Annotated in this window: 16 protein-coding genes, 2 tRNA genes and 1 pseudogene; 13 read left to right on the top strand and 6 right to left on the bottom strand. The window is 72.0% G+C overall.

Annotated features, from left to right (window positions below; genetic code table 11):
* Window positions 1–51: 51 nt before the first annotated feature.
* A complete protein-coding gene (locus HZZ00_RS01360; protein ID WP_180330496.1) occupies window positions 52–1,137 on the bottom strand; it encodes a SchA/CurD-like domain-containing protein in 1,086 nt (361 codons plus the stop codon).
* 209 nt (window positions 1,138–1,346) lie between these two features.
* On the opposite strand from HZZ00_RS01360, the gene HZZ00_RS01355 reads away from it, so the two are divergent.
* The gene (locus HZZ00_RS01355; RefSeq protein ID WP_180330495.1) at window positions 1,347–2,987 is read left to right on the top strand and encodes an FAD-dependent monooxygenase; all 1,641 of its coding nucleotides are present in this window, start codon (window positions 1,347–1,349) and stop codon (window positions 2,985–2,987) included.
* Window positions 2,988–3,159: 172 nt separating this feature from the next.
* Here HZZ00_RS01355 and HZZ00_RS01350 read toward each other — a convergent pair whose 3' ends face one another.
* Window positions 3,160–4,065: a LysR family transcriptional regulator gene (locus HZZ00_RS01350; protein ID WP_180330494.1), complete on the bottom strand. Its 906-nt coding sequence runs from the start codon at window positions 4,063–4,065 to the stop codon at window positions 3,160–3,162.
* Between the two features lie 75 nt (window positions 4,066–4,140).
* Here HZZ00_RS01350 and HZZ00_RS01345 point away from each other — a divergent pair, with 75 nt between their 5' ends.
* From HZZ00_RS01345 to HZZ00_RS01310, 8 genes are all read left to right on the top strand, one after another.
* Window positions 4,141–5,130, top strand: coding sequence for a DMT family transporter (locus HZZ00_RS01345; RefSeq protein WP_180330493.1), 990 nt, complete (start codon window positions 4,141–4,143; stop codon window positions 5,128–5,130).
* 86 nt (window positions 5,131–5,216) lie between these two features.
* Window positions 5,217–5,477, top strand: a complete 261-nt coding sequence (locus HZZ00_RS01340) for an acyl carrier protein (RefSeq protein ID WP_180330492.1) — start codon at window positions 5,217–5,219, stop codon at window positions 5,475–5,477.
* Between the two features lie 29 nt (window positions 5,478–5,506).
* Window positions 5,507–6,676, top strand: coding sequence for a beta-ketoacyl synthase N-terminal-like domain-containing protein (locus HZZ00_RS01335; protein WP_306856147.1), 1,170 nt, complete (start codon window positions 5,507–5,509; stop codon window positions 6,674–6,676).
* Complete coding sequence (locus tag HZZ00_RS01330; protein ID WP_180330491.1) at window positions 6,669–7,274, top strand: hypothetical protein; 606 nt, start codon at window positions 6,669–6,671, stop codon at window positions 7,272–7,274. Before HZZ00_RS01335 ends, HZZ00_RS01330 begins: the two co-directional genes overlap by 8 nt.
* A gap of 17 nt (window positions 7,275–7,291) precedes the next feature.
* A complete protein-coding gene (locus HZZ00_RS01325; RefSeq protein WP_180330490.1) occupies window positions 7,292–8,701 on the top strand; it encodes a class I adenylate-forming enzyme family protein in 1,410 nt (469 codons plus the stop codon).
* A 29-nt stretch (window positions 8,702–8,730) separates the two neighbouring features.
* Entirely contained in the window at window positions 8,731–9,453 is a 723-nt protein-coding gene (locus HZZ00_RS01320; protein ID WP_180330489.1) for a thioesterase II family protein, read from the top strand.
* Complete coding sequence (locus HZZ00_RS01315) at window positions 9,450–10,484, top strand: aldo/keto reductase (protein ID WP_180330488.1); 1,035 nt, start codon at window positions 9,450–9,452, stop codon at window positions 10,482–10,484. The genes HZZ00_RS01320 and HZZ00_RS01315 overlap by 4 nt, the downstream gene beginning before the upstream one ends.
* An 18-nt stretch (window positions 10,485–10,502) precedes the next feature.
* The gene (locus HZZ00_RS01310; RefSeq protein ID WP_180330487.1) at window positions 10,503–11,300 is read left to right on the top strand and encodes an AfsA-related hotdog domain-containing protein; all 798 of its coding nucleotides are present in this window, start codon (window positions 10,503–10,505) and stop codon (window positions 11,298–11,300) included.
* 100 nt (window positions 11,301–11,400) lie between these two features.
* Here the strand turns inward: HZZ00_RS01310 and HZZ00_RS01305 are convergent.
* Window positions 11,401–11,464, bottom strand: a tRNA-Ser gene (locus HZZ00_RS01305).
* 337 nt (window positions 11,465–11,801) lie between these two features.
* Here HZZ00_RS01305 and HZZ00_RS38170 point away from each other — a divergent pair.
* Window positions 11,802–11,981: pseudogene (locus HZZ00_RS38170) on the top strand (site-specific integrase); the annotation flags it as partial.
* Between the two features lie 81 nt (window positions 11,982–12,062).
* Here the strand turns inward: HZZ00_RS38170 and HZZ00_RS01300 are convergent.
* Window positions 12,063–12,136: transfer RNA gene (locus HZZ00_RS01300), tRNA-Thr, on the bottom strand.
* A gap of 217 nt (window positions 12,137–12,353) precedes the next feature.
* Here HZZ00_RS01300 and HZZ00_RS01295 point away from each other — a divergent pair.
* From HZZ00_RS01295 to HZZ00_RS01285, 3 genes are all read left to right on the top strand, one after another.
* A complete protein-coding gene (locus HZZ00_RS01295; protein ID WP_180330486.1) occupies window positions 12,354–13,490 on the top strand; it encodes an ABC transporter ATP-binding protein in 1,137 nt (378 codons plus the stop codon).
* 162 nt (window positions 13,491–13,652) lie between these two features.
* Complete coding sequence (locus HZZ00_RS01290) at window positions 13,653–14,111, top strand: hypothetical protein (RefSeq protein WP_180330485.1); 459 nt, start codon at window positions 13,653–13,655, stop codon at window positions 14,109–14,111.
* A gap of 33 nt (window positions 14,112–14,144) precedes the next feature.
* The gene (locus HZZ00_RS01285) at window positions 14,145–14,876 is read left to right on the top strand and encodes a nucleotidyltransferase family protein (RefSeq protein WP_180330484.1); all 732 of its coding nucleotides are present in this window, start codon (window positions 14,145–14,147) and stop codon (window positions 14,874–14,876) included.
* Window positions 14,877–14,949: 73 nt separating this feature from the next.
* Here HZZ00_RS01285 and HZZ00_RS01280 read toward each other — a convergent pair whose 3' ends face one another.
* Together HZZ00_RS01280 and rlmB are read right to left on the bottom strand one after the other, a co-directional pair.
* Entirely contained in the window at window positions 14,950–16,635 is a 1,686-nt protein-coding gene (locus tag HZZ00_RS01280) for a DoxX family membrane protein (protein ID WP_180330483.1), read from the bottom strand.
* A 128-nt stretch (window positions 16,636–16,763) separates the two neighbouring features.
* Window positions 16,764–17,708, bottom strand: coding sequence for a 23S rRNA (guanosine(2251)-2'-O)-methyltransferase RlmB (rlmB, locus tag HZZ00_RS01275; protein ID WP_180330482.1), 945 nt, complete (start codon window positions 17,706–17,708; stop codon window positions 16,764–16,766).
* Window positions 17,709–17,738: the final 30 nt, after the last annotated feature.

The following is a 17,738-nucleotide window of genomic DNA, read 5'->3' as shown; positions in this document are numbered from 1 at the left end:
TCCTCCGGTGGTGTGATCGGGCTTCTGGGGGCTCGTGGGGTGGCCGGGGGGTCAGACGGTGGGCGAACGGCGGTCGGTGACCAGCTCCATCGGGGCGGCCTCACCGGCCAGCAGCTCGCGCAGCCCGGCGGCCAGGGCGGCGTCCCCGGGCAGCGGGTCCACGTCCGCGCCCTCGTCGGCGAGGTCCACCAGCCGCACCACGACGTCCTCGCGCTCGAAGAGCGTGCTGCGCAGCACGCGGCTCGCCGGGTCGTCCGCGTCCGCCGAGTCCGCCTTGGCCAGCAGCTCCGCGAGCTTCATCCCGCACCCCGGCCGGGCCGGGTAGTACAGGGCCCGGCGGGTGCCCTCGGGCCGGTCGTCCGCCATCACGTGGTGGACGGCGGGCAGCGCCGCCCGAGTGAAGAACAGCCGCGCCGACTCCTGGTCGTCCAGGTCCCGGTCCTGCTCCAGATAGGGGTTGATGGCCTCCTCCACGGCCCGCACCTCGGGCGAGCGCGCCACGTGGCGCAGGGCGGCCATCAGGTCGCCGCGCACCTCGATGGCGCGCACCACCCGGTTGCCGTGCATGAACAGCGAGGTGCGCAGCAGCCGCGTGGAGTCGTCCACCCGCGGCTCCGGCGGGGCGTAGTCGGCGAGCAGCCTGGCGACCTTGTCCTCGGTGCCGGGCTTCACGGTGAAGGTCAGCGCGTGCCGGATCACCCCGTCACCGATGCGCACCTCGCTCTGCAGCCGGCCCCGGGCGGGCGCGTCGCCCGCGTACGCCCGTCCCGTCTCGCGGACGATGTGGAAGCGCAGCGAGCGGGTGTTGCGCACGCAGGAGTGCAGCGGCTCCACCATCCGCACGTGCTCCTCGCTGTTCACCCAGGTGAGGAACGGCGGGGCACTCTCCCACTCGCTGGTGATGAGCCATTGGGATGGATTCTCGATGGACTGGCAGAGTTGGTCGCTGACATGGCCGGGCACGGACGCAACCTGGTTGCAGAGCTGCTCGTACGCCTCCAGGAACTGCTGCTGCGCGCCTTCGTAGACGTCGACCAGCAGAACGACCCGGAGCCGCGAGCCGTCGAACACGGACTGGGAGACACGCGACACGTCCCGTGCCGGCGCTTCTGACAGACGTTCAGAGGTGGTGGTCATGGTGCGGACATCTCCTTGGCGGGGGTTCTCGGGTGCGCCGGTCACCGCCGTGACGCGACGTCAGCGCTTCTTGATCCTGTGCCGCTGTCCGTGAGCCCGCGACTCGTAGGAACCACGTGGGTGATCCAGGGCGCAAATGGCCCCAATCATGTGGATAGCGGGCATGAAAGGGACAGGCGCTCGTACGCACCCCTGCTCTGGAGGCCTCGATGCATCACACAGCCGACCACCGGGTCCCCGTCCTCATCGTGGGCGGCTCTCTGGTGGGCCTGTCCACATCCCTGTTCCTGGGCCGCCTCGGCGTACGCCATCTGCTCGTCGAGCGGCACGCCGGGACCTCCCACCACCCCCGCGGGCGGGGCAACAACGTCCGGACGATGGAGCTGTTCCGGGTGGCCGGCATCGAGCCGGACATCAAGGCGGCGGCCTCACTGCTCGCCGACAACCACGGCATCCTGCAGACCCCGACCCTCGTCGGCGACGCCGGGGAGTGGCTGTTCCGGGAGATCGACCCCGGCGGCGGCCTGAAGAAGTTCAGCCCCACCGCCTGGTGCCTGTGCAGCCAGAACGACCTCGAACCGGTGCTGGTGGACAGCGCCCGCGAACTCGGCGGCGACCTGCGCTACCACCACGAGATGGAGTCCTTCGAACAGGACGCCGACGGGGTGACCGCGGTCGTCCGCGACCGCTCCACCGACGAGCGCTACACCGTCCGGGCGGACTACCTCGTCGCCGCGGACGGCCCCCGCAGCCCCGTCCGCCGCGCCCTCGGCATCGGCCAGAGCGGCCCCGGCGACCTGTTCGCCAACGTCAGCGTCACCTTCGACTCCACCCGGCTGGCCGACGTCGTCGGCGACCGCCGCTTCATCTGCTGCTACCTCACCCATCCGGACGCCGACGGCGCCCTGCTCCCCGTCGACAACAAGGAGCGCTGGGTCTTCCACGCCCCCTGGCACCCCGAACTCGGCGAAACCCTGGAGGAGTTCACCGAGGAGCGGCTCCAGCGGCACATCGCCGCCGCCGTCGGCGTGCCCGGCCTGGACGTGAGAATCACCGGGATGGCGTCCTGGCGTGCCGCCGAACGGGTCGCCGACTCCTACTCGTCCGGCCGGGTCTTCCTCGCCGGCGACTCCGCCCACGAGATGTCCCCCACCGGCGCCTTCGGCTCCAACACCGGCATCCAGGACGCCCACAACCTCGCCTGGAAGCTCGCCGCCGTCCTCGACGGCTGGGCCTCCCCCGCCCTCCTCGACACCTACGGCTCGGAGCGCCGCCCGGTCGCCGTCGCCACCAGCGCCCGCGCCTCCGCCCGCTCCGTCGAGCACAGCCACCCCGGCTTCGCCCCGGCCCCCGGCGTCGGCGGCGCCAAGCGCGGCGGCATCCTCAACGTCGTCCTCGGCTACCACTACCCGCAGGGCGCCGCCCTCGGCACCGACCCCTCGGCGCCGATCATCCCCGACAACGTCGCCCTCACCGGCCGCCCCGGCACCCGCGCCCCCCACCTGTGGCTGCGCCAGGCCGCCCGGCGGCTGTCCACCCTCGACCTCTACGAGCGCTCCATGGTGCTGCTCACCGACGCCCCCGACGACGCGGGCTGGTACGACGCCGCCCGGCGCGTCGCCGCCACGGACGGCGTCCGCCTGGACGCCTACCGCATCGGCCCGGGCGCCGACGCCGACCTGATGTACGACACCGAGGGCACCGACTGGGCCGCACTGCACGGCGTCACCGCCGACGGCGCCGTACTCGTCCGCCCGGACGGCTTCGTCGCCTGGCGCGCGGACGCCGCGGTCCCCGACCCGGAGACGGCCCTGAGGGAGGCCCTGAAGGCGGTCCTGCGCACGGGCTGACCAGCACGGAAACGGCGCGGGGCGGCCCGATGGGCGGTCCCGCGCCGGTCCGAAGCCCACGACGCCGCTCGCACCGTCGGCGCCGAAGGTGAAGCGCCCCGGCTCGCCACCCTGGTCGAGCCGGCCCTCCGGGTGGTTCGAGGAGGAGACCACCGGCCACGGTGGACGGGTGTCAAGCCGTCAGTTCCCTCCCGATCTCCGTCAACGCCTCGACCACGACCCGTACCGCCGGTCGCACCGCCGCCTCCCGCCGCCACACCGCGTAGATCCTGCGGGTGAGCGCGGGTTCGACCGGCAGGGCCACCACGTCCGTCGGGAGGTGGCCCAGGCCCAGGCTGGGGACCATCGCGAGGCCCACGCCGGCGGAGACCAGGGCGATCTGGGTGGGATGTTCGGCCACCACGTGGGTGATACGGGGTTCGGCGCCCTGCTCCCGCATGGTGTGCATGAGCCATTCGTGGCAGGTCGAGCGCTGGGGCCGACTGATCCAGGACGCGTCGAGGAGTTCGCTGATGCGTACGGCGGGACGGTCGGTCAGGGCGTGGTCCGCGGGCAGCGCCACCCTCGCCGTGTCCACCATGAGCAGGCGCCTGCTCAGCTTCCCGGGCCAGGAGATCGGCATGTGCTCCCAGTCCTGGACGATGCCGACGTCCAGCTCGCCGCGCTCCACCTGTGGCAGCGGGGAGTCGTGGTCCACCTCCCGTACCCGCACCTCCAGTTGGGACGCCCGCTCGGCGAGGAGCCGCAGGGCCCGCGGCACCACACCGCGCGCCGCGGTGGGGAAGGCGCCCAGCGTCAGCCGGCCCACGGGATGGTCGTTGTACGACTGGAGTTCGGCCTCGGTCTCGTCGACCAGGGCCAGGATGTGCCGGGCACGCTTCGCCAACAGCAGTGCGGTGGCCGTGAGTTCCACCCCGCGGCCGGTGCGGGTGACCAGTTGGTGGCCGGTTTCCTGTTCGAGCTTGCGCAGGTGCTGGGAGACGGCCGAGGGCGTCAGATGCAGCACCGCGGCCGCCCCGCTGACCGAGCCGTGGGCGGCCACGGCCTGCAGGCTGCGGAGTCGATCCAGGTTCAGCATGGTGAATGCATGCTACAAACTGAGCTCACAAAACCTCGCTTGTCGTGGGCTTCCCTTGATTCCAGAGTGGTGGTCATGGAATCAGCCTCCTCCGCGACCGAACGCGCGGCCTACGACACGGCCGAGAGCGCAACCGAGACCGGGGGCGCCGACCCGTCCCCGGGTTCACCTTCCGCCGGTCACCGCCCCGGCCTCGACTGGCGCATCCGCTTCCTGCTCCTGGCCCTGGTCTGGGGCCTCAGTTTCCTCTTCGTCAAGATCAGCGGAGAGGTGTTCGCGCCGCTCCAGGTCGCCCTGGGACGGGTCGCGTTCGGGGCCGTCGCGCTGCTGGCCGTGCTGGTGGTCAAACGGGACACCCTGCCCCGCCGGCCGACGCTGTGGCTGCATCTCGCCGCCGCCGGCTTCCTGCTGAACGCCCTGCCGTTCACCCTCTTCGCCTACTCCGAGCAGCGCATCACCTCCGCGCTCGCCGGGATCTGCAACGCCACGACACCGCTGTTCACCCTGCTCGTGGCGATGACCGCGCTGCCGAGCGAGCGGCCCAACCGGAACCGGCTGGCCGGCATGGCCATCGGCTTCCTCGGTGTCCTCGTGGTCTTCGGCATCTGGAACGGCGCCGACGTCGGCGACCCGCTGGGCGCGGGCCTGGCCCTGGCGGCCGCGCTGAGCATGGGCGCCGGCTGGGTGTACGTCCGCCGCTTCCTCACCGACTCCGGGCACTCCAGCGTGTCGCTGTCCGCCGCCCAGCTGACCGCGGGCGCCGTCGAACTGGCCCTGGTCACTCCGTTCCTGACGTCGTTCCCGCACGCGTTCCCGCTCGCCCAGTCGCTGTCCCTGCTCACCCTCGGCGCCGTGGGCACGGGGGTCGCGTTCCTGATCCAGTACGGGCTGGTGCGGGACGCGGGCGCCACCGTGGCGTCCATGGTGACGTACCTCGTCCCCATCGTCTCCACCGTCGCCGGCGTCGTCGTGCTGGGCGAGACGCTGAACTGGCACCAGCCCGTGGGGGCCGTGGTGATCCTGGCCGGTGCCGCGCTTTCGCAGCGCCGGACTTCCTCGAAGTAATCACCTCCGAGCTTTTCGGAAACCCTCAGGAAATAACCGGCTCGTAGGCTTTGAACAACTTCGGAGAACGCTGAAAGGAAACACCCTTGTCTGCATCCGACACCATCAAGAAGATACTCGTCTCGGACATCTACGTAGAGGTCCCGGTCGAGCAGATAGGCGAGCAGGACAGCCTGCGGGACGTACTGGGGGTGGACTCCCTCGGCTTCGTCGAACTGCGCGTCCAGCTTGAGGAGGCCTTCGACGTCGCCATCTCCGACGACGACTTCACCCCGGAGCACTTCGCCAGCGTCGCGTCCCTGACCTCGCTGGTAGACAGCCTGAAGGCAGCAGCAGCCACCGCTTGACCGATGCCTCGGACAGCGCCGAACGGCGCGTGAGACACGAATGGAGCGATGTGGCCGACACCGCCACGCTGGAGCCGTACGTCACCGGAATCGGCTGGGAGACACCTCTCGGGAATTCCGTGGACGACGTATGGAAACAGCTGCTCGAAGGAAAGTCGGGAATTGCCGACACACCTTCCGAAATTCCCGTCCGAAGTCCGCTGGCAGCCATGGTGCCGACCGTTCCGCTATCCGCTGACCCGCACCTCCGACAGCAGGAACTCGCCGTACGTGCCGCGCGGGCGGCGCTGGCCGACGCCGGAATTCCACCGGGCGGCCCGGACACCGAGTTGATCCTCGGGACGAGTTACGCGGGAAACCTCGACGATCCCGACGTCCCCTCCCTCTACGACTGGGCCCGCCGCACGGCCGACCACATCGGCTTCCCCGGCACGCCGCTGTGTGTCACGACCGCCTGTTCCGCCGGGTCCGACGCCGTCCTGACGGGCGCCGAGCTGATCCGCTCGGGGCACCGCGAGGTCTGCGTCTGTGTCGGTGTCGACGTCGTCACCGCCGCCAAGCGGCTGGGCCACTCCCTGCTCGGCACGATGAGCGCCGAGGCCCTGCGCGCGTTCGACACCAGGCACAACGGCATGGTCCTCGGCGAGGGTGCAGGCGTCCTCGTCCTGGAGTCCGCGGCGCACGCCCGACGCCGGTCCGCACGGGTGCACGCCGTACTGCGCGGCGCGGGCTCCGCGAACGACGCCGCCGGCATGACCGCCCCCGACCCCAGCGGCCGCAGCGTCTGCCTGGCCGTGGAACGGGCCCTGACCGGCAGCGGCCTGAGCACCGACGACATCGCCGTGGTGAGCGCGCACGGCACCGGCACCCCCGTCAACGACGCCGTGGAGGCCACCAGCCTGCGGGCGCTGTTCGGCGCCGGCCCGCGCGGCCCCGTCGTCTACGGCACCAAGGGCGCGCTGGGCCACAGCCTCGGCGCCTGCGGGACGATAGAGGCCATCACCCTGATCAAAGCCCTCACCGACCGCGAGGTACCCGCCGTCCAGGGCCTGGAGACCCCGATGGAGGACTTCCCCCTGCCCCTGCCGGTCGGCGCGCCGAGTCCGGTACCTCCGGGCTCGGGACTCAGCCTGACGCTGGGCTTCGGCGGCTTCAACACCGCGCTGCTCTTCTCCGTGCCAGGAGGCGACGATGACTGATTCCCGTACGCCGGCCGCCCTGGCCCCTGTCGGGTACGCGGAGATCGTCACCGACGCGCCGGAGCGCCACTCCCGCAACGGCTCGTCCTTGTTCGCCGACCCCTTGGCCTGGCTGATGGCCGAGGCCGCCGAGGCCGCCGCACGGGACTGCCGCACCGGCCTGACGGAGATCGGCGACCTGTCCGAGATCGGCGACTTGGTCGGCATGATCGCGATCAGCGAGGTGTGCACGCTCGACACCATGCGCCTCATCGCCCGGGCCACGCCCCGGGGAAGGCTGTCGCCGTTGAAGTTCGCCGGCGCCAACCCGGGCTCGCTCGCCGGACTCGCCTGCATCCGGCAGGGGTTCCGCGGGCCGACGCTCACCCTCTCCATGCCGCCGGCCGCGGCCCTGCGCGCGGCCCTGGACGTGGCCGCCGGCTGGTTCGGCCGGGGCAGCGCCCGCTTCGTCCTGCTCGGCACCCACCGGCAGGACGGTGACACCCACGCCGTCCGGTGCGCCGTACTGCAGTCCGTCCGCGCTCCCGAGCCGCACACGGAGTCCGCGCTCGCCCGCCTCGCGGCACCGGTCCCCACGACCGTCGCCGCGGCCAGCTGAACGAGGTGTCCTCTCCCATGCTCACCCGACCTTCCGCCGTGGACCTGGGCATCAGCCGGGACGACGTCGTCTCGCTGCTCGCCCGTACCCTCGACCTCGGCCGGCCCGGCGACGTGCCCGACGGCCCCGACTTCGACGCCGTCGCGGCCGACTTCGCGCGCCTCGGTCTGCGCGAGGGGACCCCCGTGGTCATCGCCCTCGCCAACGGCACCCACCTGCTCAAGCAGTACTTCGCCGTCCTCCTCGGCGGCTGCGTCCCGATCTCCGTCGCCCCCTCGACCCCGTCCGCCCGCGTCAACGCGCTGGCCGGACATCTGCGCGCCGGGGCACTCGTCGCCGCACGCGTCGACCCGTCCCGCTACGGCGCCGACCGGGTGCACCAGGTCGGCGAGCAGCAGGCCGTGCTCCTGCCGGCCGGCGGGCCGCAGGGAGCGTACGCGCCGGGCCACGCGCTGATGCTCACCTCGGGCACCTCGGGCATGTTCAGCGCCTGTCTGCACCGGGTCGACTCGCTCCTGCGCAACGCGCGCCGGCACGCCGCGGCGGTGGGCACGCGGGCCGACGACCGGCTGCTGATCACGCTGCCGCTCTACTACTCGTACGCGATCGTCGCCCAGGCCCTGACCGCCCTGGTGACCGGGGCCGGGCTCGTCATCTCCGGACCGCCGTTCAACCCGGCCGGCTACCGTTCGGCCGTCGTCCGGCACGGTGTGACCTCGTCCTCCATCACCCCCACCATCGCACGCCAGTTGGTGGAGACGGGGGAGCGGCTGCCGTCCCCGCTGCGGTCGCTCGCGGTCGGCGGCGACCGGATGGACCCGGTGCACGTCGCCGGTCTTCTCTCGCTCAACCCCACGGGCGAGCTGTACGTCACCTACGGCCTCACCGAGGCCGGGCCCCGGGTGGCCACGCTGGCCGCCCACGCCGAACCCGCGCACCGCCACGCCTCGGTGGGCCTGCCGCTCGCCGGGGTCGGCGCCACGATCCGCGAACCCGGGCCGGACGGCGTCGGGGAACTCCTGGTGGCCACCGACACGGCACTGCTGCGCAAGGTCGGCCCCGCCGCGCGCCAACCGCTCCTGGAGCCGGGTCTGATCGCCACCGGCGACCTGTTCCGGAGCGACGACGACGGCTACCTGTACTACGAGGGCCGGCTCTCCGACTTCGTGGTGGTCCGCGGCGAGAAGGTCTCCCTCTTCACCGTCCGGCAGGCCGCGCAGACCATCCCCGGTGTCGCCCGCGCGATTCCCCGGGTCAGCCGGGGCGCGGACGGCGAGACACGCATCGACCTCGAAGTGCACGCCTCCGAACCGGTCCTGGTCACCGACGACATGGTCCACGAGGCGCTGCGACCGCTGCTGCTGCGCAGCGAACGCCCCGCCGAGATCACGGTCGTTCCCGTCTCCGCGACCGTCCAGCACAAGTGAACCGGACCAGCAGGCAAAGGAGCGACACCGTGACCGCACCCCGCACCCAGCTGTTCTGCGTGCCCCACGCCGGAGGCTCCGCCGGAGTCTTCCGGCCCTGGCAGCGCACGTTCCCCGACCACATCGACGTGGTCCCCCTCGAACCCGCCGGGCGCGGCACCCGCCGCTCGGAGGACTTCGCCACCCAGGTGCCGCAGGCCGCCGCCGACCTGGCCGGACTGCTCCTCGACCGGCTCGACACGGACCGGTTCTTCCTGCTCGGCCACTGCATGGGCGCCCTGATCGCCTACGAGATGGTCCACCACCTCGAACGCGCCGGCCTGCCCACCCCGCACACCCTGATCGTGTCCGGCCGCAACCCACCGCACCTGCAGACCGAGTGGGGCAAGCGGGTGGCCAAGCTGCCCGACGACGAACTCTTCGCGGAACTGCGCTCCGTGGGCGGAGTCCCCAAGGGACTCAGCCGCGCCATGGCCGACGGCTTCCTGCACATCATCCGCAACGACCAGGCCATGGTGCACGCCTACACCCCGACCGACCCGCCGCCCCTCATCGACGTGCCCGTGCACGTCCTGGCGGGCCGCGAGGACGAGATGACGCACCCCGACCGGCTGCCCGGCTGGTCGGCGTACACCACGGGCCCGGTCGAGGTCGAACACCTCACCGGTGGCCACTACTTCCTCTACGACTGGCCCGGCCACGTCGCGGCCCGGGTGGCCGGCTGGACGGCACAGGAGGCGGTCACCGCATGAAGTTCCGCCACCTGGGCACCACCGGCGTCCGCGTCAGCAGCCTCTGCCTGGGCACCCTCATGTTCGGTTCCTGGGGCAACAAGAGCGCCGACGACTCCGTCCGCATCATCCACCGCGCACTCGAAGCGGGCATCAACTACATCGACACGGCCGACTCCTACTCCCGCGGCGAGTCCGAGGAGATCGTCGGCAAGGCCCTGTCGATGTCCGGCCGCAGGGACCGGGTGATCCTGGCGACCAAGGTGCACTCCCCGATGGGCGTCGACCCCAACTCGCGCGGAAACTCGCGGCGTTGGATCCACCAGGCGGTGGACAACAGCCTGCGCCGCCTGGGCACCGAGTGGATCGACCTCTACCAGGTGCACCGGCCCGACCCGCACACGGACATCGACGAGACCCTCGGCGCGCTCACGGACCTCGTACGGGCCGGGAAGATCCGCTACTTCGGCAGCTCGACGTTCCCCGCCCACCAGATCGTCGAGGCCCAGTGGACCGCCGAACGCCGCCACCGGGAACGCTTCGTCTGCGAACAGCCCCCGTACTCGCTGCTCGCCCGCGAGATCGAGACGGACGTGCTGCCCACCTGTCTCAGGTACGGCATCGGCACGGCCACATGGAGCCCGCTGGCCGGCGGCTGGCTCACCGGCCGCTACCGCAAGGGCCAGGAGATCGCCCGGACCGGGCGGGCCGGCCGCTGGGGCAAGCGGTACGACATGTCGACCGAGGCGAACCAGCGCAAGCTCGACGCGGTGGAGCGACTGGCCGTGCTGGCCGAGGAGTCGGGCCTCAGCCTGATCCATCTCGCCCTCGCCTTCGTCCTGGAGCATCCCGGCGTGACCTCGGCGATCGTCGGGCCCCGCACGATGGAACAACTGGAGAGCCAGCTGGGGGCGGCCGACGTACGGCTCCCCCGGGACGTCCTCGACCGGATCGACGAGATCGTCCCGCCGGGTCGCACCCTCAACCCGGAGGACGGCGGCTGGAGCCCACCGGAACTCGCCGACGCGTCGCTGCGGCGACGCGGGCACTGAGGACGAGAGGAGGACGGCATGTCCGTCACGAGCGACGAGCAGCGGCCGGCGACCACGGTCCACGCGATCCCCGACGACCTGGCAGACCCGGCGTCCGGCCTGACCCCGGCCGGCTGGCGGCGACGGGCCGGGCACCGCTTCGAGATCGAAGCCCGCTACGACAGCGGCGACCAGCCGCTCGTCCTGGCGCACGCGGTACGGCTCGCGGCCCTGGCGGTCGCCCACGAGGCGTACCGGGTGCCCCGGGGCCATCATTGCGTCTTCCGGTCCGTGTCCTGCGCGCCCGCGGAGACCGGCCCGCTCGCCCTGCCGCCGGGCACCCCGATCACCATCGGCCTCGACTGCCTCGGCCCCGACCTGCGCCGCGGACAGCTGGTCGGCGCGGGCTTCAGGGGCGAGGTCCGCACCGACGACCGCTCGCTGGGCACCGGACAGGTGGACTTCGCGTTCCTCTCCCCGGCCGTGTACCGGTTCGTCCGCGGCACGCCGGGGGAGGCGGCGCCGGACGCGCCGCCATGGACCGGGTCGTCCGCCCGGGAGTTCCGTCCACGGCCGGACCAGCTGACCTTCCGGGGCGCGCCGGTGGACCACATCCCCGGGATGACCCTCGCCGAAGCCCTGCTGGAGCTGGTGCGCGACCAGACCGGCGGCGCCCGGGTGACGCACTTCTCCAGCAGGTTCACGGGCTACACGGTCCCCGACACCCCGTGCTCCCTCCACCTCCGCCCCACCGGCACGAACGGGACACGCAGCTACGAGGTGCTCGCGGTACAGTCCGGCCGGCCGGTCTGCGACGGGGTAGCCGCCGTCACCTGAGCCGCGCGCCCTATCCAGGAAGACCCGGCCCGTCCGGTTCCCACGAATCCCGGAAAGGCCCAGGTCAGTAACGCTCTGACCTGGGCCTCGGCCTCAGCGGAGCCCCCTGCCGGACTCGAACCGACGACCTTCGCTTCGCAAGTTCGATCTCTCCCCGGCCTGGCCGGAGGCCCGCCTCGTGCACCGGTGCCATGACCGCCTGCTGCGTGTTGCAACCGTCCGGGGTCGCTGATGTCAGCATTTGATGTCAGCGGAACAGTCCCGGTACCGGGCAGACCTCCAAAGGCGCGTCGGGCTGGTCGGCCCAGCGCCACCAGACATGCCGACCGGTACACATCCATAGCGCCCGGCAGGTCCGCCGGCCGTCGTTCCTCCGTTGGGAGAGGACGAACCCGCCGGACCTCATGGGCTGGCTGCACGCGGGACAGGCCGGGGCGTCGTCGGTCATGCCGCGCACCTTAACGGAGCGACCGCTTCGTCCCGAAGCAACTTGGATGCCCGGCTGGCCTTGCGCTGGTGCGGCGATCACCTGCACTGACGGTTCGCAGACATGCGTGCTCGTCGGGGCACAGCCAGATCAGCATCACCATGGACGTCTACACGCACGTGGCGTCGGACACGCAGCGCGAGGCCATCAGCCACATGGATCGCCTGCTCAGGCGCCGTGTCGAGCGTGAGTGACCGCCCGCGTTGATGTCACCCGTAGATGTCGAACGCCCCGGACCGATCATCGGCCGGGGCGTTCGCGCTGTTCAAACCAAGAGCCCCCTGTCGGATTCGAACCGACGACCTTCGCTTTACAAGAGCGGCGCTCTGACCAGCTGAGCTAAGGAGGCCTGGTCCGCGTCTGTGCGGACCTGCCTGTGCAGTGTACCCACGTCGCCTCGTGGGCCTGTCGAAAATTTCCCCGAAGTTCACAGTCGCCCATGTACTGACAGACCGGTGATCGCCGGGTACCGTCTCGGTTCAGTTCACTCACGTGGACTACGCCAACCACCTTCCTACAACGGATCGTCCGGCACGTTCCTGCCGGTAGAAGGGGGCCCATTCACCATGGCCACTGTCACGTTCGACCAGGCGACCCGGATCTACCCGGGTTCCACCAAGCCCGCCGTCGACAAGCTCGACATCGCGATCGAGGACGGCGAGTTCCTCGTCCTGGTCGGCCCGTCGGGTTGCGGGAAGTCCACCTCGCTGCGGATGCTCGCGGGCCTGGAGGACGTCAACGGCGGCGCCATCCGCATCGGCGACCGCGACGTCACCCACCTGCCGCCCAAGGACCGGGACATCGCCATGGTGTTCCAGAACTACGCCCTGTACCCGCACATGACGGTCGCCGACAACATGGGCTTCGCGCTCAAGATCGCCGGTGTCAACAAGGCGGAGATCCGGCAGAAGGTCGAGGAGGCCGCGAAGATCCTCGACCTCACCGAGTACCTGGACCGCAAGCCCAAGGCACTCTCCGGCGGTCAGCGCCAGCGTGTCGCGATGGGCCGCGCGATCGTGCGCGAACCGCAGGTCTTCCTCATGGACGAGCCGCTGTCCAACCTGGACGCCAAGCTCCGTGTCTCGACCCGCACCCAGATCGCCTCGCTCCAGCGACGGCTCGGCATCACCACCGTCTACGTCACCCACGACCAGGTCGAGGCCATGACGATGGGCGACCGCGTGGCGGTCCTCAAGGACGGTCTGCTCCAGCAGATCGACACCCCGCGCAACATGTACGACAAGCCCGCGAACCTCTTCGTCGCCGGCTTCATCGGCTCCCCGGCCATGAACCTGGTCGAGGTCCCGATCACCGACGGCGGCGTGAAGTTCGGCAACAGCGTGGTGCCCGTCAACCGGGACGCCCTCAAGGCCGCCACCGACAAGGGTGACCGTACGGTGACCGTCGGCGTGCGCCCGGAGCACTTCGACGTGGTCGAGCACAACGGCGGCGCGGCGAGCGCCCTCAGCAAGGACACCGCCGACGCCCCGGCCGGCCTCGCCGTCTCGGTGAACGTGGTCGAGGAGCTGGGCGCCGACGGCTACGTCTACGGCAGCGCCGACCTCGGCGGCGAGTCGAAGGAGCTGGTCGTGCGCGTGCCCGGCCGCCAGGTGCCGGAGAAGGGCGCCACGCTGCACGTCGTGCCGCGGCCCGGCGAGACGCACGTCTTCTCCACCTCCACCGGCGAGCGGCTGTCCGACTGAGCACCGTCCGACGAGAGGGCCCCGCGGTGCGCCGCTGGGCCCTCTTCGCATGATCGTTCCGGGCGTGGCCGTCAACCCCCTACCCCGAAAACCGTCGTTTCTCATCCCCCGTAAGAGTGACTGAACGTCCCGGTGGCATTACCGACCGCTACCCTCACACGCGTGAAGCACTCCATCACCACTCAGACGCGACGCAGCCACCGGGGCCCTGCCCGCCGGGTCGGCCGCTCCCTCGCCCTCGTCCTGCCCGTCGTCCTGGTGCTCTCGGGAACCCTCGCGGTCACCCGGGTCAACTGGACGGGAAGCCCCGCCAGCTCCGTGCTCACCGCCTCGGACGTCATCTCGGCGGAGGCCGCCCCCAAGGCGGTCGCCCACGCCCCCGAGGACGTGCTGCGGGACCGCCTGATGAGCGAGCTGCACGAGAAGAACCCCGGCGTGGTCCTCACCCACCTCCAAGAGGCCGTCAACGGCCGCCCGTCGCTCGCCCGGCACTGCTCCGCCATCGCCCGCGCCCTCGGCAAGGCCGCGGTGCGCATCTACGGCGCCTCCCGCGCCCAGTCGTACGCCCGCCCGGTGTGCGACACCTCCTTCGCCACCGGGGTGCTGGCCGCACGCGGCTGAACCCCGCCCGGGGCGCCACGTACAGTGCGGTTCATGACCCATCCGAACGCCGCGTCGCGCCCCACCCAAGCCGTGATCCTGGCCGGCGGCCAGGGCTCCCGGCTGCGTCCGTACACCGACGACCGGCCCAAGCCGATGGTCGAGATCCCCGGCACGGGCACCCCGATCATCGGCCACCAGCTCACCTGGCTCGCCGAGGAGGGTGTGACGGACGTGGTGGTCTCCTGCGGCCACCTCGCCGACGTCCTCCAGGACTGGCTGGACTCGGCCCAGCTGCCGGTCTCCGTGCGCACCGTCGTGGAGACCGAGCCCCTCGGCCGCGGCGGCGGACTCAAGTTCGCCGCCGCGCACCTCCCCCGCCCCGACCGGCCCTGGTACGCCACCAACGGCGACATCTGGACCCGCTTCTCGCTGCGGGACATGGCCGACTTCCACACCGAGCGGGACGCCGTGGCGACCCTGGCGCTGGCCCGGCCCCGCATCCCCTGGGGCGCGGTGAAGACCGACGGCTTCGGCCACATCACCGACTTCATCGAGGCGCCGCCGTCCACGTTCGAGATCAACGCCGGTGTGTACGTGTTCTCACCGGAGTTCACCGCGCTGCTGCCCGAGCGGGGCGACCACGAGCGCACCACGTTCCCGGGTCTCGCCCGGACGCGGAAGCTCGCCGGGTTCCCGCTGCCGCAGGGGGCGTACTGGCGGGCCATCGACACGGCGAAGGATCTGACCGAGGCGGCCAAGGAGTTGGCCGGGCTGGGCCGTTAGCACCGAGCGCGCGCCGTACAGGACAGGGCCCCCGCACCGGGCAGGTGCGGGGGCCCTCTTCCGTGGCGTCACCTCAGCCCAACAGGCCGCCGACCAGGCCCGGTTCGCCGGTGGAGCCGCCGCCGGAAGTGGTGGCACCGCCCGGGGAGGTGCCACCGGAGGTGGCGGTGCCGCCCGTGCTGGTGGGGCCGGCCGTGGTGCTGGGGGCGCCGCCGGTGGGCGCGGACTGGCGGGGCGGGAGCTGGCCCGTGGTGCCCTGTGTCTGGCTGGGCGTGGTCGTCGTACCGCCCGCGCTGTGCGTCGCGCCCGGGGTGCCGGCCGCGCCGGACGGGCTCGCGCCGGTCGTGGCGCCGCCCGAGGGGGAGGCGGGGGCCGAGGGGGTGTGCTTCTGCCGGGTGCCGGGCTCGCCCGGGAGCGGGGAGCCGGGGACGTTGTTGCGGGGGGCCTCGCCGGGGCCGGGGACGACCACCCGGCTGGAGTCGCGGACCGCGCCGCCGAGCAGCGAGCCGACCAGCAGGGTGAGACCGACGGTGAGCGCGGTGATCAGTGCGCCGCGGCGCAGCACGTAGCGGCGCAGCTCCCAGATGTCGGCGCGCGGGCCGAGCCGCCGCCAGGCGCTGCCCGCGAGCCGGCCGTCCACCGAGTAGACGGGGGCACCGGCGATGATCAGCGGGGACCAGGCGGCCAGATAGATGATGTCGGGGGCGTCGTACGCCGGGACGGTCTTCCAGCTGACGGTGACGATCAGCGCGGCCGACAGCAGCGCGCCGACCACCGCGGCGACCCGCTGCCAGCAGCCGAGGATCGTCAGTACGCCCACCACGACCTGGAGGAACGCGATCACGAGGCCCGAGCCGACCGGGTGGTGCAGGGCGACCTGGCGCAGCGGCTCGGCGACGTCCCAGGGGTGCAGCGTGTTGAGCCAGGTGACCATGGAACCGCGCTTGCCGCCGTCGAAGTAGACGGGGTCGCACAGCTTGCCCATGCCGGCGTAGATGGAGATGAAGCCCAGGAAGATGCGCAGTGGGAGCAGCACCACGCCGAGGTTCATCCGGCGGCCGGGGTAGTAGGCGTGCCTGCCCGGATCGTCGGCGGCCCGCTTGGCGGAGCGCGGGGCGTCGGGGTCGTACTCCTCGGCGAGCGGGTGGGACCCGGTGTCCTCGTCGTACCCGTCGTACTCGTCGTACTCGTCGTCGGACCTGAATCCGGGCCGGACGTACGGCTGTTGGTCGTAGGAGCCGGTGCGCATATGGGGCAGCAGGCGGGTGCCGCCGTCGTCGGCCGCGGTGCGCTGGTGGCCGACGACGGGGGTCTCGACGGTCTCGCCGAGCGCGTCGTAGGCGTCGTCGTAGTCGGTGGTGCCGACGCGCGGGATGACCCGGGTGGCGCCGGTGTCGGGCTCGTCGGCGTGGCCGACGATGCTGCCCCGCACGGCCTGGAGGAGCCGGTGGGCGCCGGTGTCGTCGGGGGCGGACTTGCCGCTCCACACGAGGGGACGGCGACGGCCGGCGCCGGCCCTGCCCGCCGGGGCCGCGACGGGCATCCGGGCGGTGTCCTGGCCGGTGCTGAGGTGACGGGCGATCCGCGGCGACCGGGTGCGCCGGGCCGACGCGCCCAGCTGCACGCGGAAGCTGGCGTGGTTGACGATGACCTGCGCCGGATCGCTCGGCACCTTCACCATGCTCAGCGCGGGAGCGTCGTCGAATCCCGACGAGCGGTCCCCCGTGGGTGTGCGGGGTGTTCTGGTGTCCACACTCATCTAACCGAGTGACGTGGAGTTAGGACACTGCTTTGACCGGCCGGATGTGTCCGGGCCCCGTCAAAGCAGCGTCGCACGCCATATGGACGCCGGAATTCCCGCGTAAGGGTGAAGTTCCGGACGGGTGTTCAGGCGCGTCGGCGGGCGGCCTCGTACAGCACGATGCCCGCGGCCACACCGGCGTTGAGGGACTCGGCGCCGCCCGGCATCGGGATGCGCACCCGGAAGTCGCAGGTCTCGCCGACCAGCCGGGACAGGCCCTTGCCCTCGCTGCCGACCACGATCACGACCGGGCCCTGGAGGGCGTCCAGATCGCCGAGTTCGGCCTCGCCGTCCGCGGCCAGACCGACCACCGTGAGCCCGGCCTTCTTGTACTGCTCCAGCGCCCGGGTGAGGTTGGTGGCGCGGGCCACCGGGGTGCGGGCGGCGGTGCCGGCGGAGGTCTTCCAGGCGCCCGCGGTCATACCGGCCGAGCGGCGCTCGGGCACGACCACGCCGTGCCCGCCGAAGGCGGAGACGGAGCGGACGACCGCGCCGAGGTTGCGCGGGTCGGTGACCCCGTCGAGCGCCACGACCAGCGGGTCCTCGCCCCCGTCGGCGGCGGCGTCGAGCAGGTCCTCCGGGTGCGCGTACTCGTACGGCGGGACCTGGAGGACCAGGCCCTGGTGGTTCAGGCCGTTGGTCATCCGGTCCAGCTCGGGGCGCGGGGCCTCCATCAGGTTGATGTTGCCGCGCTCGGCGGCGAGCTGGAGGGCCTCGCGGACGCGCTCGTCGTTGTCGATGAACTGCTGCACGTACAGCGTGTTCGCGGGCACGCCCTCGCGCAGCGCCTCGACCACCGGGTTACGGCCGACGACCAGCTCGGACGTGGACCGGCCGCCGCCCCTGCGCTGCTGCGGGCGGCCGCCCAGCGCGCGCCGGGCCTTGGCCGCGGCGGCACGCTGCTTGGCGTGCCCCTTGCGCATCTCGGCGGGCGGGGTCGGGCCCTTGCCCTCCAGGCCCCGGCGCCGCTGGCCGCCACTGCCGACCTGCGCGCCCTTCTTGCCGGACATGCGGCGGTTGTTCGCGGCCATGAGTCATCCGTTCCGTGAGCTTGGTTCGTA

Origin of the sequence: Streptomyces sp. NEAU-sy36 (assembly GCF_013423905.1) — a bacterium.
GTDB classification, from domain to species: Bacteria; Actinomycetota; Actinomycetes; order Streptomycetales; family Streptomycetaceae; genus Streptomyces; species Streptomyces misionensis.
This window is presented reverse-complemented; position numbering and strand designations above follow the sequence as displayed.

Excerpts from the sequence above, each read along its gene's own strand:
- HZZ00_RS01360 (WP_180330496.1), bottom strand. The coding sequence starts at position 1,137 with ATGACCACCACCTCTGAACGTCTGTCAGAAGCGCCGGCACGGGACGTG.
- HZZ00_RS01355 (WP_180330495.1), top strand. The coding sequence starts at position 1,347 with ATGCATCACACAGCCGACCACCGGGTCCCCGTCCTCATCGTGGGCGGC.
- HZZ00_RS01350 (WP_180330494.1), bottom strand. The coding sequence starts at position 4,065 with ATGCTGAACCTGGATCGACTCCGCAGCCTGCAGGCCGTGGCCGCCCAC.
- HZZ00_RS01345 (WP_180330493.1), top strand. The coding sequence starts at position 4,141 with ATGGAATCAGCCTCCTCCGCGACCGAACGCGCGGCCTACGACACGGCC.
- HZZ00_RS01330 (WP_180330491.1), top strand. The coding sequence starts at position 6,669 with ATGACTGATTCCCGTACGCCGGCCGCCCTGGCCCCTGTCGGGTACGCG.
- HZZ00_RS01325 (WP_180330490.1), top strand. The coding sequence starts at position 7,292 with ATGCTCACCCGACCTTCCGCCGTGGACCTGGGCATCAGCCGGGACGAC.
- HZZ00_RS01315 (WP_180330488.1), top strand. The coding sequence starts at position 9,450 with ATGAAGTTCCGCCACCTGGGCACCACCGGCGTCCGCGTCAGCAGCCTC.
- HZZ00_RS01310 (WP_180330487.1), top strand. The coding sequence starts at position 10,503 with ATGTCCGTCACGAGCGACGAGCAGCGGCCGGCGACCACGGTCCACGCG.
- HZZ00_RS01295 (WP_180330486.1), top strand. The coding sequence starts at position 12,354 with ATGGCCACTGTCACGTTCGACCAGGCGACCCGGATCTACCCGGGTTCC.
- HZZ00_RS01285 (WP_180330484.1), top strand. The coding sequence starts at position 14,145 with ATGACCCATCCGAACGCCGCGTCGCGCCCCACCCAAGCCGTGATCCTG.
- HZZ00_RS01280 (WP_180330483.1), bottom strand. The coding sequence starts at position 16,635 with ATGAGTGTGGACACCAGAACACCCCGCACACCCACGGGGGACCGCTCG.
- rlmB (WP_180330482.1), bottom strand. The coding sequence starts at position 17,708 with ATGGCCGCGAACAACCGCCGCATGTCCGGCAAGAAGGGCGCGCAGGTC.